This is a genomic window from Bartonella sp. OT172YNZD, assembly GCF_042193725.1.
GTDB lineage: Bacteria > Pseudomonadota > Alphaproteobacteria > Rhizobiales > Rhizobiaceae > Bartonella > Bartonella grahamii_A.
This window is the reverse complement of the sequence record NZ_JBHILZ010000001.1, coordinates 31,396-48,847: the sequence shown is the minus strand read 5'-3', so window position 1 is coordinate 48,847 and position 17,452 is coordinate 31,396. Positions and strand designations below refer to the sequence as shown.

At 37.7% G+C, this 17,452-nt stretch carries 14 protein-coding genes and 1 pseudogene; 10 read left to right on the top strand and 5 right to left on the bottom strand.

What is annotated here, in order from left to right:
• Positions 1–413: 413 nt before the first annotated feature.
• From ACFIJS_RS00205 to ACFIJS_RS00195, 3 genes and pseudogenes are all read left to right on the top strand, one after another.
• Positions 414–1,628: an aspartate aminotransferase family protein gene (locus tag ACFIJS_RS00205; RefSeq protein ID WP_375648964.1), complete on the top strand. Its 1,215-nt coding sequence runs from the start codon at positions 414–416 to the stop codon at positions 1,626–1,628.
• A pseudogene (gene argF / locus ACFIJS_RS00200) lies at positions 1,625–2,528 on the top strand (ornithine carbamoyltransferase). Before ACFIJS_RS00205 ends, argF begins: the two are co-directional and overlap by 4 nt.
• 69 nt (positions 2,529–2,597) lie before the next feature.
• Complete coding sequence (locus ACFIJS_RS00195; RefSeq protein WP_375648709.1) at positions 2,598–3,599, top strand: Hsp33 family molecular chaperone; 1,002 nt, start codon at positions 2,598–2,600, stop codon at positions 3,597–3,599.
• A gap of 1,107 nt (positions 3,600–4,706) precedes the next feature.
• Here ACFIJS_RS00195 and ACFIJS_RS00190 read toward each other — a convergent pair.
• From ACFIJS_RS00190 to ccmA, 5 genes are read right to left on the bottom strand one after another with little or no spacing between them, the layout of a single operon-like run.
• On the bottom strand, positions 4,707–5,300 hold the full coding sequence (locus ACFIJS_RS00190) for a DsbE family thiol:disulfide interchange protein (RefSeq protein WP_375648707.1): 594 nt from the start codon (positions 5,298–5,300) through the stop codon (positions 4,707–4,709).
• A complete protein-coding gene (locus ACFIJS_RS00185; RefSeq protein ID WP_375635429.1) occupies positions 5,275–5,526 on the bottom strand; it encodes a hypothetical protein in 252 nt (83 codons plus the stop codon). The genes ACFIJS_RS00190 and ACFIJS_RS00185 overlap by 26 nt, the downstream gene beginning before the upstream one ends.
• Complete coding sequence (locus tag ACFIJS_RS00180) at positions 5,514–6,293, bottom strand: heme ABC transporter permease (protein ID WP_375648704.1); 780 nt, start codon at positions 6,291–6,293, stop codon at positions 5,514–5,516. The genes ACFIJS_RS00185 and ACFIJS_RS00180 overlap by 13 nt, the downstream gene beginning before the upstream one ends.
• Positions 6,294–6,339: 46 nt before the next feature.
• A complete protein-coding gene (ccmB, locus tag ACFIJS_RS00175; RefSeq protein ID WP_375648702.1) occupies positions 6,340–7,005 on the bottom strand; it encodes a heme exporter protein CcmB in 666 nt (221 codons plus the stop codon).
• An 11-nt stretch (positions 7,006–7,016) separates the two neighbouring features.
• The gene (gene ccmA / locus ACFIJS_RS00170) at positions 7,017–7,628 is read right to left on the bottom strand and encodes a heme ABC exporter ATP-binding protein CcmA (protein WP_375648700.1); all 612 of its coding nucleotides are present in this window, start codon (positions 7,626–7,628) and stop codon (positions 7,017–7,019) included.
• 295 nt (positions 7,629–7,923) lie between these two features.
• Between ccmA and acnA the strand changes: the two genes are divergently transcribed.
• From acnA to cyoA, 7 genes are all read left to right on the top strand, one after another.
• Positions 7,924–10,611: an aconitate hydratase AcnA gene (gene acnA / locus ACFIJS_RS00165; RefSeq protein ID WP_375648698.1), complete on the top strand. Its 2,688-nt coding sequence runs from the start codon at positions 7,924–7,926 to the stop codon at positions 10,609–10,611.
• 235 nt (positions 10,612–10,846) lie between these two features.
• Positions 10,847–11,113, top strand: coding sequence for a 30S ribosomal protein S20 (rpsT, locus tag ACFIJS_RS00160; protein WP_375648696.1), 267 nt, complete (start codon positions 10,847–10,849; stop codon positions 11,111–11,113).
• A 702-nt stretch (positions 11,114–11,815) separates the two neighbouring features.
• Entirely contained in the window at positions 11,816–13,387 is a 1,572-nt protein-coding gene (gene dnaA / locus ACFIJS_RS00155; protein ID WP_375648694.1) for a chromosomal replication initiator protein DnaA, read from the top strand.
• 185 nt (positions 13,388–13,572) lie between these two features.
• Positions 13,573–14,694 (top strand): DNA polymerase III subunit beta, encoded by a 1,122-nt coding sequence (dnaN, locus tag ACFIJS_RS00150; protein ID WP_375648692.1) that lies wholly within the window; start codon positions 13,573–13,575, stop codon positions 14,692–14,694.
• Positions 14,695–14,714: 20 nt separating this feature from the next.
• Positions 14,715–15,848, top strand: coding sequence for a DNA replication/repair protein RecF (gene recF / locus ACFIJS_RS00145; RefSeq protein ID WP_375648689.1), 1,134 nt, complete (start codon positions 14,715–14,717; stop codon positions 15,846–15,848).
• Between the two features lie 52 nt (positions 15,849–15,900).
• Positions 15,901–16,347, top strand: coding sequence for a type II 3-dehydroquinate dehydratase (gene aroQ, locus ACFIJS_RS00140; RefSeq protein ID WP_375648687.1), 447 nt, complete (start codon positions 15,901–15,903; stop codon positions 16,345–16,347).
• 127 nt (positions 16,348–16,474) lie between these two features.
• Positions 16,475–17,446, top strand: coding sequence for a ubiquinol oxidase subunit II (cyoA, locus tag ACFIJS_RS00135; RefSeq protein WP_375648685.1), 972 nt, complete (start codon positions 16,475–16,477; stop codon positions 17,444–17,446).
• Positions 17,447–17,452: the final 6 nt, after the last annotated feature.

Genomic DNA, 17,452 nt, shown 5'->3' with positions numbered 1-17,452 from the left:
CATTACGCTGAATGAAAAATTTTATACTCTAAGCGAGCATGAGAAAATCATCCAACCTCTGGACTTACAAATCAACACACATCATCTTGCTTATTATCTTGTAAATTATAATATGCACTCACTCTATGACAAGAGTCTTTACGTCTTGAAGAGTTTATTTAGAATGTTTTCCCCAACTTGCAAATCAACCATAGGTCAAACTGTCACTTTTGTTTAGAGCTTTTTCCCAAAATGTTTATTAGTAGAACCTTCATTGACTTTTTTTCAATTGGTGTAATGATCTATTCAATAGGTGTAACCATTAATCGTAATGAAATGTTGAAAGCACCGTAACGAAATGTACCATGTTGTTTTATTTGTAGTGTCGCTTTGTATATATATATTGAAAAGGTTAAAATATAAAGGAAATAATGATGGATGCCGTCTCTATACAACCACTTTATGAATGCTTCGCACGACGAAATTTGCATTTTGAACAGGGGCATGGTGTATGGCTTATTTCCGATAAAGGAGAACATTATCTTGATTTCACATCTGGCATTGCTGTTAATGCATTAGGGTATTCACATCCAAAATTGGTTGATACGCTTAAAATACAAGCCGAAAAACTTTGGCATGTTTCTAATATTTTTCATTCTCCTGAACAAGCAGCTCTTGCCACGCGGCTTTGTGCAAATAGTTTTGCGGATAAGGTTTTTTTCTGCAATTCAGGCACTGAAGCATTGGAGTGCGCATTCAAAACAGCACGTCATTATTACTATGCTGCTGGTTATTCAGAACGCATTGAAATAATTACTTTTGAAGGGGCATTTCATGGACGCACACTTGCAGCACTTGCTGCGACTGGGCATGAAAAATATCTTGAAGGCTTTGGACCTAAAGCTGGTGGATTTATTCAAGTACCTTTTTGTGATGAAATCGCTTTGCGTAACGCTATTAATAAAAATACCGCCGCTATTCTTATTGAACCTATTCAAGGAGAAGGAGGAATACGAACGGTCTCTCATGAATATTTAAGATTTTTGCGCAAAATATGCGATGATAATGGTCTGTTATTGATTTTGGATGAAGTCCAAACGGGTATAGGACGAACAGGAAAGCTTTTTGCTTATGAATGGAGTGATGTCTCGCCTGATATTCTTACCCTCGCAAAAGGATTAGGAGGAGGATTTCCATTAGGTGCTTGCCTTGCAACGTATAAAGTTGCAAAAAGCATGACACTTGGGACCCATGGTTCAACCTTTGGAGGAAATCTTCTTGGAATGGCTGTAGGCAATAGTGTTCTTGATATTTTGTTAGAGCCAAATTTTCTCAACCATGTTCAGTGCATGGGGAATAAACTAAAAAGTGGACTTTTGCACATTCTCAATATCTATCCTGATATTATCTGCGCAGTTCAGGGGATGGGCCTAATGGTGGGTATTCAGTGTGTTGTGTCTTCAAATCTTGTCGTTAATGCTTTAGAAAATGAATATCTCTTAAGTGTTGCTGCCAACAACAACGTTGTGCGCTTATTGCCTCCTCTTATCATTAGGGAAGAAGAAATAGATGAAAGTTTGTATCGTATTGAAAAAGCAATAGCTTGTCTTTCGGAAGTCAAAAAAGAAAGACAAATATTACACACATGACAAATACTCTTCGTCATTTCACGGATTTATCTATTTTAATGCCAGCAATAGCACGCGCACTGATCGATTATGCAAAAATCCTTAAAGCATCTTTTAAAGCAGGGAAAGGTTCAAAACCTTTTATGGGTAAAACACTTGCGATGATTTTTGAAAAACCATTTACACGAACCCGCATTTCATTCGATATCAGTATGCGCCAGCTTGGGGGAGATACAATTATGCTCACGGGTTCAGAGATGCAGCTTGGTCATAGTGAAACTATAGCTGACATAGCTCGTGTTTTATCCCGTTTTGTGGATATCGTGATATTACGAACAACAAAACATCAACGTATGCTCGAATTGGCACAATATGCACAAATTCCTGTCATTAATGCCCTTACAGATGATACACATCTTTGCCAAATTCTAGCAGATATATTAACCTATGAAGAGCATCGGGGGCCAATTTCTAGCAAAATATTTGCGTGGATGGGGGACAGTAATAATGTGCTCCATTCCTTAATTGAAGCCGCAGCTCTTTTTTATTTTCATTTGCGTATTGCCACTTCAAAGGGCAGTGAACCACAAGAGAAATTTATACATTGGGCATGTAAACGAGGAGCGCACCTTACACTAACCCATAATCCCCCAAAAGCAGCTCAAGATGCTGATTATATTATGACCGATACATTGGGTTCTCCATGGGACAAGAATTTTGTGCTTGCAGTCATTCTATTTTCAGCTTTATCAAGTCAATGAAGCTCTCATGAAATTAGCAAAACCTGATACTCTTTTTATGCATTGTCTTCCTGCTCATCGTAGTGAAGAAGTTGTTGATTCTGTGATTGATGGACTGTACTCCGTTGTTTTCGATGAGGCTGAAAATCGTCTTCATGCTCAAAAAGCAATTCTTTCTTAGTGTTTACAAAATGCGTTTTTATCTCCACAATAGCCTCTCTACAACAAATTATATAAAAAAGGCAAAGCTATGAGTGAACAAGCTAAAGATGAAGCCTCTCTCAACAACAACTTCTTGCATGAAGATGATACTGTTATTCCTTTTCAAGTTGAAGAACTTGATATCCGTGGACGTGCCGTACAACTTGGGGAAACTTTAAATTCTATTCTCACAAGACATCAATACCCTGAACCGGTTTCTTATCTTCTAGCAGAAGCTTTACTTTTAACTGTTCTGCTTGGAACTTCTCTAAAGCTTACGGGAAAATTTATTTTACAAACTCATTCCGATGGACCGGTTAATATGTTGGTGTGCGATTTTTCGCCTCCTTCCAGCTTACGTGGATACGCTCGTTTTGATAAAGAACAGCTTAAACAAGCCATAGACAATAATCAAATCTCTTCAGAAACACTTTTAGGAAAAGGCACTTTAGCTTTTACAATTGATCAAGGTCCCCATATGCAACCCTATCAAGGGATAGTTGCATTAGATGGATCAAATTTACAAAAAGCTTCTCGTATTTATTTTGATCAATCAGAACAAATTCCTACCGATATCCGTTTGGCTGTTGCTATATTAATTAATCGTGACCAACAAGGAAAACCGCAGAGAAGCTGGCGAGCTGGAGGTATTTTGATCCAACTTTTACCCCAAGAATTGTTTCATCATAAAATAGATGCCCCTCATCAAAAGGGAGAAGAAACGAAAACCCATACCCAATTGGATAACCAATGGCAGGAAGCTAAAATACTCATGGCAACGATTGAAAGTTCAGAATTAACAGATCCCCAAGTCGGTAGTAAACAGCTCTTGTTTCGTCTTTTTCATGAACAAGGTGTTAGAGTTTTTAATCCTTTTTCTCTTGTCGATCAATGTTCTTGTTCACACGAAAAAATTAAAGGAATCCTAGAAGGTTTTTCTATTGATGAACGCAATAAAATGGTTAAAAATAAATATATTTCAGTCACGTGTGAATTTTGCTCAACAACGTATAGTTTTACATCTCAAGAATTTTTAGAAAAAAAAACATAATCAAAAATTTTTCATAAAAAATGATGATTGCAACAAAAGCTTATTTTATTTGCGTCATAAAAGTTTACGCATAAGCTCATATGAACGTCCAGAATATTTCTTGTCTTAGAGTTTTTTTAATGTATACGAGTGATCGTTCTGTTGAGATCAGTAATTACGTCATAGAGTGCTTAAAAAAGAGTTCTCTGTAAAATATATTTTCTCCTCTCGAAAAAGCTTCTTTTGTACTTTTTACATCTCAAAAGTTTATTTCTTACAATGAATTCTTTTATAATGTTCATTGATAAATTGATTATGCACTCATAACTTATCTTCTCTGTTAAATAGAGACTTTTTGATTGTAGTCATATTTTCTTACTCGAATTTATCTTATTAAGACTCAATAAAGCTTATTACTTATAATCATAAGGGAAATTATCGAGAGAATAAGAATGTATAGATTCAATATAGACTTTATGGAGTCTATTACGAACAGATAAGTGTAATGGGAATAAATATAAAAATGACGCTGCAAAGGAACGGATTTGTTATTTTTAAAGATGAAAATAGTGGTGAAGTCCCCTCATAACAATGTGCATTTCAGATAAAAAAGCGGAGACAGAACATTATATGATTTTGAAAATAATAGCTGGTTGCTTTCACTAATCTAACGATGTTTCTATAGCAATATTGTTTTGTTCAAATAATCAAAAATAAAGTTCCAAAACAGATATTTAAGCGCTAAAGAAAAATGAAAACTACTTAAATTTTTGCCATATTTTGGAGATTTTCTCTACAGATATTTCTTTATACATATTTTTGAATCAACAATGGTAATGCTCTTATCAAATTTTTCTAAGAAGAATGAGGGTTCGTATAAATAAAATAGCATACATAGCATAATAAAACGTTATGTTTTTACAAACCTGCATTATTATATTTTTCAACTTAAAATATTGCCAATTATTTTCACGTTTAGACAATTCATAAAAGGTATTTTTAGTCTTTATCTTAAATGTTTTTTTTGATTCAACATATAGAAAATTTAAAAAATTTCATAATATACGGTATTTTCATTTAATAGATAGAAATGGTAAATTATTATTTATAAATCAATATTTTGATATTTTATTTTTCTTCTGTCATGATCGCTTGTTCAATTTTTGGTAGAATTTTTTTTTGATAAATTTGCCATGTTAAGGGACCAACATGTTTGGCAATAATGATGCTCTCTTTATTCAAGAGAAAGGTTTCTGGGGGGCCATATATTCCCCAATCAATGGCTGTATATCCTGAAACATCAAAGCCAATAAATTTAAAAGGATTACCAAAACTGTTTAAAAAGCGCAGAGCGTTTGTTTTGTTATCTTTATAATTAATACCAATCAGATCAAAACGTTTATCTTGTGCAATTTTCATAAGAATAGGATGCTCTTCGCGACAGGGTAAACACCAAGAGCTCCAAAAATTGACCAATGTGACACGTCCTTTAAACTGTTTTGAATTGAGATAATTTTCTTTATCAAGGAGAGGAAGATGAATATTGGGAGCAGATTTTTCAGCCAATGCATTTGAGAGATGAGAAGAATCTTGAAGGTGCTTTTTATCCATAAAATTGAAAAAAAGCACCATGAGAAGAAAAAAAAGCACAAATGGTCCAAAAAAAACAAGCAGAACAGGCAAAGATATATTTTTTTTAAGTTTTGGAGGGATGTTTTTCATTATATTTTTCTTTTTGTGATAGCTCTTTTTTGTTTAGCTGTTGGAGAATTTTTTTTTGGTATAGGGCTTTGCAAAGAATATATCCAATAAGACATAAGAGGGATATTGCAGAAAGTACATAGCTTAAAACAACAATTTGCTCGTGTTTAAGGGTGCTAAGGAAAAAATCAATTTTCTGAGATAGATTTCCTAAAAGTCCGCCCTGGATGCCATTTAGGTCGAGCATGATGAAGAGTCCTGTTGTTGTGCACGACGGGATTTTTTAATCTGAAGTATTCGGATATAATGACTATTGATTTCATTTCGCATAGCCATCAAATAGAGCGCAATAAACATAAAGACGAAACAAAATAGCATTGTTATAAGGGGCCATAACATAGCATTGTCGATTGCTGATCCTGCAGCACGTAACAATGATGCTGGTTGATGCAATGTATTCCACCAATTAACGGAAAATTTAATAACAGGAATATTAACAAATCCAACAAGTGTAAGAATTGCAGTAGCGCGAGCGGCTTTTACTTGGTTGTCAAAAGCACGTCCAAGCAGGATAATAGAAAGATAGATAAAAAGCAGAATTAAAACTGATGTTAACCGTGCATCCCAGACCCACCACGTTCCCCATGTAGGTCGTCCCCAAAGTGCTCCTGTCATGAGAGCCAAGGCGGTAAAAACTGCTCCAATAGGCGCCCCACATTTAAGTGCCACATCAGCAAGATGATATTTCCAAATCAGATTTCCTAATGCCGCTGCACTCATCGTTACATAACAGAATGTAGACAACCACGCAAAGGGTACATGCAGGTACATAATCTTAACAGTAATGCCTTGTTGATAGTCATTAGGGGAATCCATCACCAGAATAAGCCCTAAGATAAGGAAACACAATGTTATGCCGGCCAACCAAGGTAAGATGATACTGCTTATTTTCATGAAAAGGCTGAAACTTGCAGGGCGTGACCTGATTTTATATATACGAGATAGTTCATTCATGAAATTCATAATAGTCAGAGTTTTGCTATGCGGCAATCATCTTTTATTATTCTGATAAAAGTTTAAGCGTTATTGCAGCAACAAAAGAACTAAAGAGACTCAAAAGAAGTGAAAAAGCGCTGAGAAGAGCCAAGGACGTGAGAAAAGAAATATTTGGATTTATTGGGGATGTAGCAGCCGAAACACCAAAAATCATAATTGGAATGATCCACGGCAAGATAATGATAAAAATAAGCAGAGTACTGTGCAACAATGAGGTTGCGAGTGCAGCGCCTATAGCGCCGATAAAAATAATAGCTGGTGTTCCGCATAAAAGGGTAAGTATTGTTGTAAAAGTTATTGTTACATCTAAATGGAGCATGAGGGCTAAAATAGGTGTAGCAAAAATAAGAGGAAGCATTGTTCCTACCCAGTGGGCAAGACATTTGGTAAAGACAATTAGTGTAAAACTTTGTCTTTTTCCTGAAAGGATAAATTGGTCGAGATTACCATCATCGCGATCGATTTGAAAAAGTTTGTTCAGATTGAGGATTTCTGCAAGAAGAGCTCCAAACCACAATATACCTGGTCCTATTTGTGCAAGAATTTTGGGATCTGGTCCAATGGCAAAGGGGGTTATGACAACAACAGCGATAAAAAACAATAGTCCTGTTAGTGAAGAGGCTTGTGGTGCTAATAATAGTTTAAGATCACGCCAGAACAGTGCTTTCATTTGATTTTCTCCTAGAGAGGTAAAAATTTTTCCAGAGCGATTTTATGGTTTTCTGGGATACCTAGGGAATTATGAGTTGCAGCGATAATCATACCACCTTGATTGAGATGGCGCTGAAAAATACGAGCAAGGAGTTTTTGAGCATGGTTATCAAGCCCAGATATTGGTTCATCTAAAATCCAAAGAGGACGATAGGAGAGCAAAAGGCGAGCAATAGCTACGCGTCTTTGTTGTCCCGTTGAAAGAGCGTTAAAGGGTAAATGTTCAAGGTTAGAAAGACCAATATCGGCAAGAGCTTCATGCACAACGCGTAAATGTTGACCGTAAAAATTTGCCCAAAATTGCAAATTGTCCATGACGGATAAGCGAGGTTTCATAGCATTTTGAGGACCAAGATAATGACACGCAGTTGTAACAGGGTATATTTGATCATGGTCTTTAAGTATTATATGACCTTCAGCAGCTTCAAGAAGACCGACAATGATTCGGAGTAATGTAGACTTTCCGATACCATTAGGGCCGGTGATTGTCATAAGTTGCTGTGAAAATAAACAAAAAGAAAGACCTTTAAACAGAATTTCCTCGTTTCTGTAAGCGGCTAAATCTTTGCCTGATAACACCATGTGATTGCCTATTTTGTTTTTATTGTCATTCTTTATTGCATTATAGAATAAAAAACACATTTTTTATGCAATTGTACCTAGAATAGTTCTAGAAATAGTTCTATAAGGAACACTTTACATCAATATCTGGTGTAGAATGGTTTCTGGCGCTGATTTCCGCATTTGCCTATGAGAGGGTGGAGGGGGAAATGGATAGCGGAGGTAATTGCGTCTGCGCTCAAGCTGCGACCTTGACTCGTAGTTTGTGTTGTTCATTCCTGGAGATTGGGCGGTTATAGTATGAGAGTGGACAGTCATGACTCAAATTGATAGCTTTAATTGTCGCAGAGTATTAAATGTTGGTGGCAAAGAATATACTTATTATAGCTTGATCGAAGCGGAGAAGAATGGACTTGAAGGTGTTTCTCGTTTACCGTTTTCGATGAAAGTTATTCTCGAAAATTTATTGCGATTTGAAGATGGTCGCACAGTTAAAAAAGAGGATATGCTCAATGTTGCTAAGTGGTTAAACGACAAAGGGAGTGCTGGGGCAGAAATTGCTTACCGTCCTGCACGTGTTCTTATGCAGGATTTTACAGGAGTTCCAGCAGTTGTTGATCTTTCTGCAATGCGTGATGCTATGGTTAAACTTGGCGGTAACGCTGAAAAAATCAATCCTCTCATTCCCGTTGATCTCATCATTGATCACTCAGTTATTGTTGATGCTTTTGGCAATTCTATGGCTTTTAAGGAAAACGTTGAGCATGAATATGAACGCAATGGTGAACGCTATCGTTTCCTTAAATGGGGGCAGCAAGCCTTTCAAAATTTTCGCGTTGTTCCTCCAGGAACAGGGATTTGTCATCAGGTTAACCTAGAATATTTAGCACAATGTGTATGGATGAAGAATGAAGAGGGGTGTGAGACGATTTATCCTGACACCTGTGTGGGAACTGACTCGCATACGACTATGGTAAATGGTTTAGGGGTTTTAGGTTGGGGTGTTGGTGGTATTGAAGCAGAAGCAGCAATGTTAGGCCAACCTGTTTCTATGTTGTTACCTGAAGTGATTGGTTTTCGTCTAACAGGTAAACTTAAAGAAGGTGTAACAGCCACCGATCTCGTATTGACGGTGACTCAAATGCTACGCCGGAAGGGTGTTGTCGGTAAATTTGTTGAGTTTTTTGGTCCTGGTTTGGAGCAGATGACGCTTGCTGATCGGGCAACGATTGGAAATATGGCACCTGAATATGGAGCAACGTGTGGTTTTTTTCCAGTTGACAAGGAGACAGTGCGTTATCTCAATATGACAGGGCGTGATGAAAATCGGATTGCCTTAGTAGAGGCTTACACCAAAGCACAAGGGATGTGGCATGACGAAATGGCGGCTCATCCCATTTTTAGTGATACAATTGAATTAGATATGGGAACTGTTGTCCCTTCTATGGCTGGTCCTAAACGTCCTGAAGGACGTATTGCATTGGAAAATGTTGGGCAGGGTTTTGAGAAAGCATTGGTCGAAGACTATAAGAAGACTTCTGGACAAGATAAGCGTTATCAGGTCGAGGGTGAAGAATATACGCTTGGTCACGGTGATGTGGTGATCGCTGCGATTACGTCGTGTACGAATACATCGAATCCAAGTGTTCTTATTGCGGCGGGTCTTTTGGCACGAAATGCTGTAGCAAAAGGTCTCAGGAGTAAACCATGGGTAAAAACTTCTCTTGCACCTGGTTCACAAGTTGTTGAAGCTTACCTTCAAAATTCGGGTCTGCAAAAAGATTTAGATGCATTAGGATTTAACTTAGTAGGATTTGGGTGCACAACATGTATTGGGAATTCTGGTCCTTTGCATCCAGCTATTTCCAAAACGATTAATGAAAATGGTATAATTGCATCTGCAGTTCTTTCAGGAAATCGTAATTTTGAAGGGCGTGTTTCCCCTGATGTGCAAGCGAATTATTTAGCTTCACCACCGTTAGTTGTTGCACATGCGCTCATCGGGACGGTGTGTAAAGATTTAACCAAGGAACCTCTTGGTGAAGATTCGAATGGTCAACCCATTTACTTGAGAGATATTTGGCCAACTTCTCAAGAAATACAGGAGTTTATCGAAAAAAATGTCACGCGTAAGGTTTTTGCCGAAAAGTATGCAGATGTTTTTAAGGGAGATGAAAATTGGCAAAAAGTTCAGATTCCTACGGGCTCTACCTATTCTTGGGATGAGCAATCCACCTATGTACGCAATCCACCTTATTTCGATGATATGCAGAAAACACCTGATATCTTACCAGATATTAAAGATGCACGGATTTTAGGTTTATTTGGTGATAAAATCACGACAGATCATATTTCTCCTGCTGGTTCTATTAAAGCAGCTTCTCCTGCCGGAAAATATTTAATGGATCATGGTATTAAAGTGGCTGATTTTAATCAGTATGGAACGCGTCGTGGGAATCATGAAGTTATGGTCCGTGGGACCTTTGCCAATATTCGCATTCGTAATTTCATGTTAGGGGAAAATGGTCGAGAAGGAGGTTATACAGTTCATTATCCGTCAGCGGTAGAACAAGCCATTTACGATGCAGCAATGGCGTATAAACAAGAAGGTATTCCACTCGTTGTTTTTGCTGGTATTGAATATGGCAATGGATCATCCCGCGATTGGGCAGCCAAAGGTACAAATCTTCTTGGTATAAAAGCAGTGATTGTGCAGTCTTTTGAAAGGATTCATCGCTCTAATCTTGTTGGTATGGGCATTGTTCCCTTTGTCTTTGAGGAAGGTATAAGTTGGAAATCTTTAGGCTTAAAGGGAGATGAAAAGGTGACAATTGAAGGAATTCATAACTTGAAACCTCGTCAAAAGACAGTAGCGATAATTACTTTTTCTGATGGTACGATAAAAACCGTTCCGTTATTATGCCGTATTGATACTGAAGATGAGCTAGATTATTTGCATCATGGGGGAATTTTGCAATATGTCTTGCGTAAGTTAGTCGTTTAAATTCTTTTGTTTGTTGAGGAATATCTATTATTAAGCTATAAAGTTGCAAATCACAGAGTTTGGCGTCGTTTTTTTATGACTATCTTTGAAAATCTAATTGACGTTAGCTGCGGGATTGCGCTATAAGCCACACAGTTATAGGCAGCTTTATAGTTTTGCTTGGGTTGGATTATTTGTATTGGTAGAGTTTTTTTTAGACTCATTTTACCAAGGCGTTGAAAGAGAGATTATATTTATGGCGAATACACCTTCTGCTCGAAAAGCGGTACGCAAGGTTGCGGCGCGCGCACAGGTTAATAGGGCCCGCCGTTCACGCGTTCGTACCTTTATACGTAAGTTTGATGATGCTTTAGCGGGTGGCGATAAGGCATCTGCGGAGATTGCATTTAAGAATTTTGAGCCTGAAATTATGCGTGCGGTTTCTAAAGGGGTTTTTCATAAAAATGCTGCTGCGAGGAAAGTATCGCGTTTAGCTAAACGTTTGAAGGCTCTTAGTGTTTAAGCTTTTTCTCCTTTATTGAGAATAAAGCCAGTATCCATGAGGATGCTGGCTTTTTGTTTATTATTTCAAAAAGTTTCTATTGAAAATAAGAATCGATAATGATTCTCATCTTGAAAAAGGAGAGAAAGTTTATAGGGGGGAGTATGGTTATCCACAAGCTTTGTGGATTTTTACAGAGTCTTTTTTGTCAAGCATTTTATTTTTTTTTTTTAATCTGAAGAGATTCTTTAATTATTGGTAAATTTAAAGAAAAAAAATGAATTGAATCAATATTTTTTTCAGGACTCATTGATATAAGCATTTTTTTCGGGGTTTTTGATTTTATTTTGACCTCTTGCATTTTACCTCTGCTGTTTTGTATGGTTCTTATGAAGACTAAAAAGCATGAAGGGGTCACATCAGCACATTATTCTATATTTTGTTGAATACAAGATGTTTTGATTTAGGCTTTTCGAAGCTTTTGTGCTGGAGAGGTTTTTTGAGGGTTTTTTAGTTTTGTTAATGGATATGTTTACCATTTTAGAAGGGTAGATCATATCATTGAGTACAAGTAAATCTTATTGGTCATCTTTATTAGTGGGGTTGTGATGAGGCTATCCTAGGGGAGGATGAGTAATCTTATTTGGGGTAGGGCGTTTTGCCTTCGCTAGATTTATTTTAGCTGTTTGGCATGACAAAATGTTATTTTTATCAGGATGGAAGATGGTGGATAAATTGAACTCTAAAGCTAGTTCCTTTAAAAGGGTTTCGGTGAATATCCTGTCGGCAGAGAACATAATAAAGAATAGGATGACGGAGAGTGATGAGGATGTTTGTAGAAATGCTTCTATAGGGCATTCTATTGTTTCAGAGGAGGAAAGTGCGGCGGCTTTTATACGTGTTATGGCGCAATTAAAGGTGCAGGTTGGTGTTGAGGCTTATACGAGTTGGTTTGGACGTGTGAAGCTTGCTGAATATAGTCATACTCTTGTAAAGCTTTCTGTTCCTACTGCTTTTTTACGTTCATGGATTAATAATCACTATGGTTCTCTTTTGACTCATTTGTGGAAACAGGAGAATTCAGCAATTCTTCGTGTTGAAGTTATTGTTCGTGGTATGGAACGCGTTTCAAGAGATGTCGTTTGTAAAAGAAGTGTTCCTTCTGTTGTGCTAGAGGAGCAGGCGACTTCATCTTTTGTTGAAAGTTGTGCAGAGCATTCAGTTAAGAGTTCTCAAACGGGAGTTTTTGGGTCTCCACTTGATTCTCGCTATACTTTTGAGAGTTTTGTTGAGGGGGCTTCTAATCGTGTTGCTTTAGCAGCTGCGCGTTCAATTGCGGAGGGGCATAAAAGTGCTTTGCGTTTTAATCCTCTTTTTATTCACGCATCTGTTGGTTTAGGAAAAACACATTTGCTTCAAGCGATTGCTTCTTCTGCATTGAAGCGTTTAACGTCTGCGCGTGTTATTTATTTAACTGCTGAATATTTTATGTGGCGTTTTGCAACAGCTATTCGTGATAATGATGCTCTTTCTTTTAAAGAACAGCTTCGTGATATCGACCTTTTGATTATTGATGATATGCAGTTTTTGCAGGGTAAGTCGATACAACATGAGTTTTGCCATTTGCTTAATATGTTGCTTGATAGTGCAAAACAAGTTGTTGTCGCTGCAGATCGTCCACCAGCAGAATTAGAATCGCTTGATCTTCGCGTTCGCTCTCGTCTTCAGGGAGGGGTAGCCCTTGAAATTGAAGCACCAGATTATGAAATGCGTTTGCAAATGTTGCGCCAGCGGTTGAAGATGGCACAACAAGATGATGGTATGGTATCAATTTCTGATGATATCTTGGAATATATTGCGAAAACAGTTTTAGGGTCGGGGCGTGATATTGAAGGTGCATTTAATCAGCTCTTGTTTCGTCAATCTTTTGAGTCTAATTTATCTTTAGAGCGGATTGATGAGTTATTAGGTCACTTGACACGTCCTGGTGAACCTAAGCGCATTCGGATTGAAGAGATTCAGCGTACGGTAGCACGCCATTATAATGTTTCTAAACAGGACTTGTTATCTAATCGTCGAACACGTACGGTGGTGAAGCCGCGGCAAGTTGCAATGTATTTAGCAAAAATATTAACTCCTCGCTCGTTGCCAGAAATTGGGCGCCGTTTTGGTGGTCGTGATCATACAACAGTTTTACACGCTGTGCGTAAAATTGAAGATTTGGTTTGTGGTGATCAGATCTTGGCTAAGGAACTTGAATTGCTTAAGCGGTTGATTGGAGAACAGGCTGTATAGTGTTTATTGTTTCTTTTTTCGCAGAAACTTTAAAGAATTTAATGAAAAGATTTATTTTTTCTTATACAGGAGTGACTTGCCATTTTAAGAGAGGTTTAATAAACTCTAGCAGGCGATTCTTTAAAGAGGATCTATTTTAATTCTGAGCAATTCTTATAGTTTTTAGTAAATCATACAGGGCTTTTATGCGTATTACAGTTGATCGCAGTCAATTTCTCAAGTCTCTTGGTCGGGTTCACCGTGTGGTAGAGCGCCGTAATACTGTTCCTATTTTATCGAATGTGCTAATTGATGCAGAAAATGGTCGTGTGCAGTTAAAAGCAACAGACCTTGATTTAGAAGTTACGGAATCTTTTGCAGTTAATATTAAACATGCGGGAGCAACAACTGCTCCGGCACATTTGCTCTATGATATCATTCGAAAACTTCCTGATAGCAATGAGGTTATATTATCGGTCGATGAGAATAAAGCAGGTATAATGTCCGTTGTTTCGGGTTGTGCACATTTTCAGCTTCAGTGTCTTCCGAAGGCAGATTTTCCAGAGTCGCTTCCTGGGCAGTTTGGTTATCGTTTTTCGCTATCGGCATCAAGCTTAAAACATTTACTTGATTGTACGCAATTTGCTATTTCTACTGAAGAAACCCGTTATTATCTTAATGGTATTTATTTACATATTATTAATGATGGTGTTTTGAAATTGCGTTTGGTTGCGACTGATGGTCATCGTTTGGCACAAGTTGAGATGGAGGCTCCTCCAGGAGTTGAGGGAATGCCTGGTGTTATTGTGCCCCGTAAAGCTGTAGGAGAATTGCAAAAACTTCTTTCAGAAGAAAATGGTAGCGATGTATGTATAGAGCTTTCAGAGACAAAGATTCGTTTTTCTGTAGGTTCTGTGATTTTTACATCAAAATTAATTGATGGAACATTTCCAGATTATCAACGTGTTATCCCTCTTGGAAATGATAAAGAATTAATTGTTAATAGGCAGGACTTTTCTTCTGCAGTTGATCGTGTTTCAACGATTTCAAGTGATCGGGGGCGTGCAGTTAAATTAACGATTAAGCATGGACAGTTAAGGCTTGTTGTTAATAGCCCAGATTCGGGCAGTGCAGAGGATCAATTATCAGTAACTTATGCATCTGAACCGCTTGAGATAGGATTTAATTCACGTTATCTTTTGGACATTGCTGGGCAGCTTTCAAGCGATGAGATGGTTTTTATGTTCGCTGAGGCTGGAGCACCAGCTCTGATTCGTGATAATGATGATGCGGATGTGCTGTATGTACTGATGCCTATTCGCGTTTAGGGGCAATTGTTTTGCAATGCATGACCAGTCATGTACACAAAGTGGCAGTGAGGCAATTGAAGCTTTTACGTTATCGCAATTATTCTTTTTTCAATATTCATTTTTCTGGTCAGCATGTGGTTTTTACTGGCCATAACGGTGCTGGTAAGACGAATCTTTTAGAGGCGTTATCTTTTCTTTCTCCTGGTCGTGGTTTGCGACGTGCTGCTTATTCTGACGTTAGCTTTGTAGATGGTGGCGGTGGAGGATTTGTTGTATTTGCGCGTCTTGAATGCGCTCTTTATGGTGAAGTAAAGATTGGTACAGCTTTAGAGGTTAGCGATAACAGTCGAAAGGTCCATATTAATGGTGTGAATGAATCAGGTGATTGCCTAACAGATTATTGTCATATTAGTGTCTTAACACCGTCTATGGATGGTCTTTTTACAGGTCCTTCGCTTGAGCGCCGTAGTTTTTTGGATCGTATGGTTTTGGCGATTGATCCCTTGCATAGGCGCCGCATAGCCGATTATGATAGAGCTATGCGCGCACGTAATCGTTTGTTTTTAGATGGAAATGAAGATTGTTCTTGGTTTTCTGCTTTAGAAAAGCAGATGGCAGAACTGGCGACAGCTATTTCTGCGTCGCGTGTTGATGTTATTCGTCTTTTAAATGATATGTTTACACAAATGCCATCACAGATACCTTTTCCACGAGCTTTTTTGCAAATTGATGGTTTTTTGGAAACAGCTCTTAGTGAAATATCAGCAACTGAAGTTGAAGAGCAATTTTGTGATCGATTACGGCGTAATCGCGCAATGGATCGTGCTGCTGGTCGAACGTTAGAAGGACCACATCGTGCAGATTTGCAGGTTTTTTATGCTGATAAAAATATAGCAGCAACATCTTGTTCAACAGGTGAACAAAAAGCGCTGCTGACAGGTTTAGTTTTGTGTCATGCACGTCTAACAGGTATGATGTCGGAAAGAGCTCCCATTCTTCTTCTTGATGAAATGGTTGCTCATCTTGATTCGCATCGACGTGCTGCTTTATTTGATGTTCTAGATGATTTAGCTGTACAAACATTTATGACAGGAACAGATCGTCTTTTATTTGATGACTTAAAAGGACGCGCAGAATTCTTTGAGATTAAAGATGGAGCTTTATTGCCGTAAAAACATGCTAAATATTTTTAATAAGTGATAGGTTTGAAAGAAAAGGCTTGCTATGTCTGAGATAATAACGATTTTAAATGGTCCTAATTTAAATTTCCTAGGTCAACGTGAGCCAGAAATTTATGGAACTGAAACTCTAGAAGATATTGAAAAAAGATGCAGAGAATGGGCAAAAAAAAATGATATTATAATAAATTTTTATCAAAGTAACTGTGAAGGGCAATTAGTAGCATGGATACAAGAGGCAATAGAGGCAAGTTCTGGATTGATTATTAACCCAGCGGCTTACAGTCATACATCTGTTGTACTTCTTGATGCCCTAAAAATGTTTTCAGGTCCGAAAGTGGAAGTTCATTTATCTTATATTTATAAGCGTGAAGCTTTTCGTCACCATTCTTATACATCTGCAGGTGTAGACGCTATCATAACTGGGTGTGGAGGTGATGGATATTGGTTTGCACTTGAATATATTGCAAAACAATTAAATTGTGATAGATAAAGAGTAAGCGTTTGATAAGAGTAATATAGGCATTGAATTCACTTGATAATTATTTTCAAATCTGTACAATATGAGGTATATATATATTTATGACAATTTTTGGTGCATATGACGGGGGTAAATAAAGATGAAAAGCTTTGTTAGGCAATTGGAAATGCTTGTGATTTTAGGGGGAGCGCTGCTTTTGTCTGGTTGTAAAATTGATGTTATGCAGCCATCAGGTTATGTTGCACGTCAACAGCTCATTTTAATAGTTGTTTGTGTGGTGGTAATGCTTTGCGTTGTTATCCCAGTTATGGTGAGTGTGGTATTTTTAGCTATAAAATATCGTGCATCGAATATGAAAGCGGACTATTCTCCTGATTGGGCGCATTCAAATAAAATTGAAGCATTGATGTGGGGTATTCCAGTTGTAATTGTAATGGTTTTAGGTTCATTAACAGCTTATTATACTTATAAGCTTGAACCTACAAATCCTCTTCCAGTGGAAGTTGTAGGTGAAGGAAAGCCATTACAGATTGATGCTGTTTCTCTTGATTGGAAATGGCTTTTTATTTATCCTGAATATGGTGTTGCATCGATTAATGAGATTTATGCGCCTGAAGGGCGTCAAGTTTTATTGCAATTGACGTCAGAGAATTCTGTCAATGCTTTTTGGGTCCCCAAATTGGGTACTGTTCTTTACGCTATGCCGCAGATGAATGCTAAGTTGCATTTGGTTGCTGAAGAGCAAGGAGTATTCAAAGGAACCTCAGCAAATTACAGTGGTGATGGTTTTTCGGGTATGCGGTTTAAGTGGCATTCTGTTTCTTTGAAGGACTTTGAGGATTGGATTGTAAAAGCTCGGGCTAATGGTCGAGTGCTTGATCGTGCATCTTATCGTCAACTTTCTATAGCGCCTCGTATGGGTGATATTGCTGCGAAGGAAAAAGATGCTGAAGTTCGTTATTTTGCACCTGTTGAGAAGCGGCTTTACTATCGTGTTGTTAATCGATGTGTCGATGAAAATACGGTATGTAATGAGGATTTAATGAAACGTGCTGCTGCTCAGACGCTATGGGGTGCATTATGTTCAGTATTTGATCCTGATGTTATTTAAAGCGTC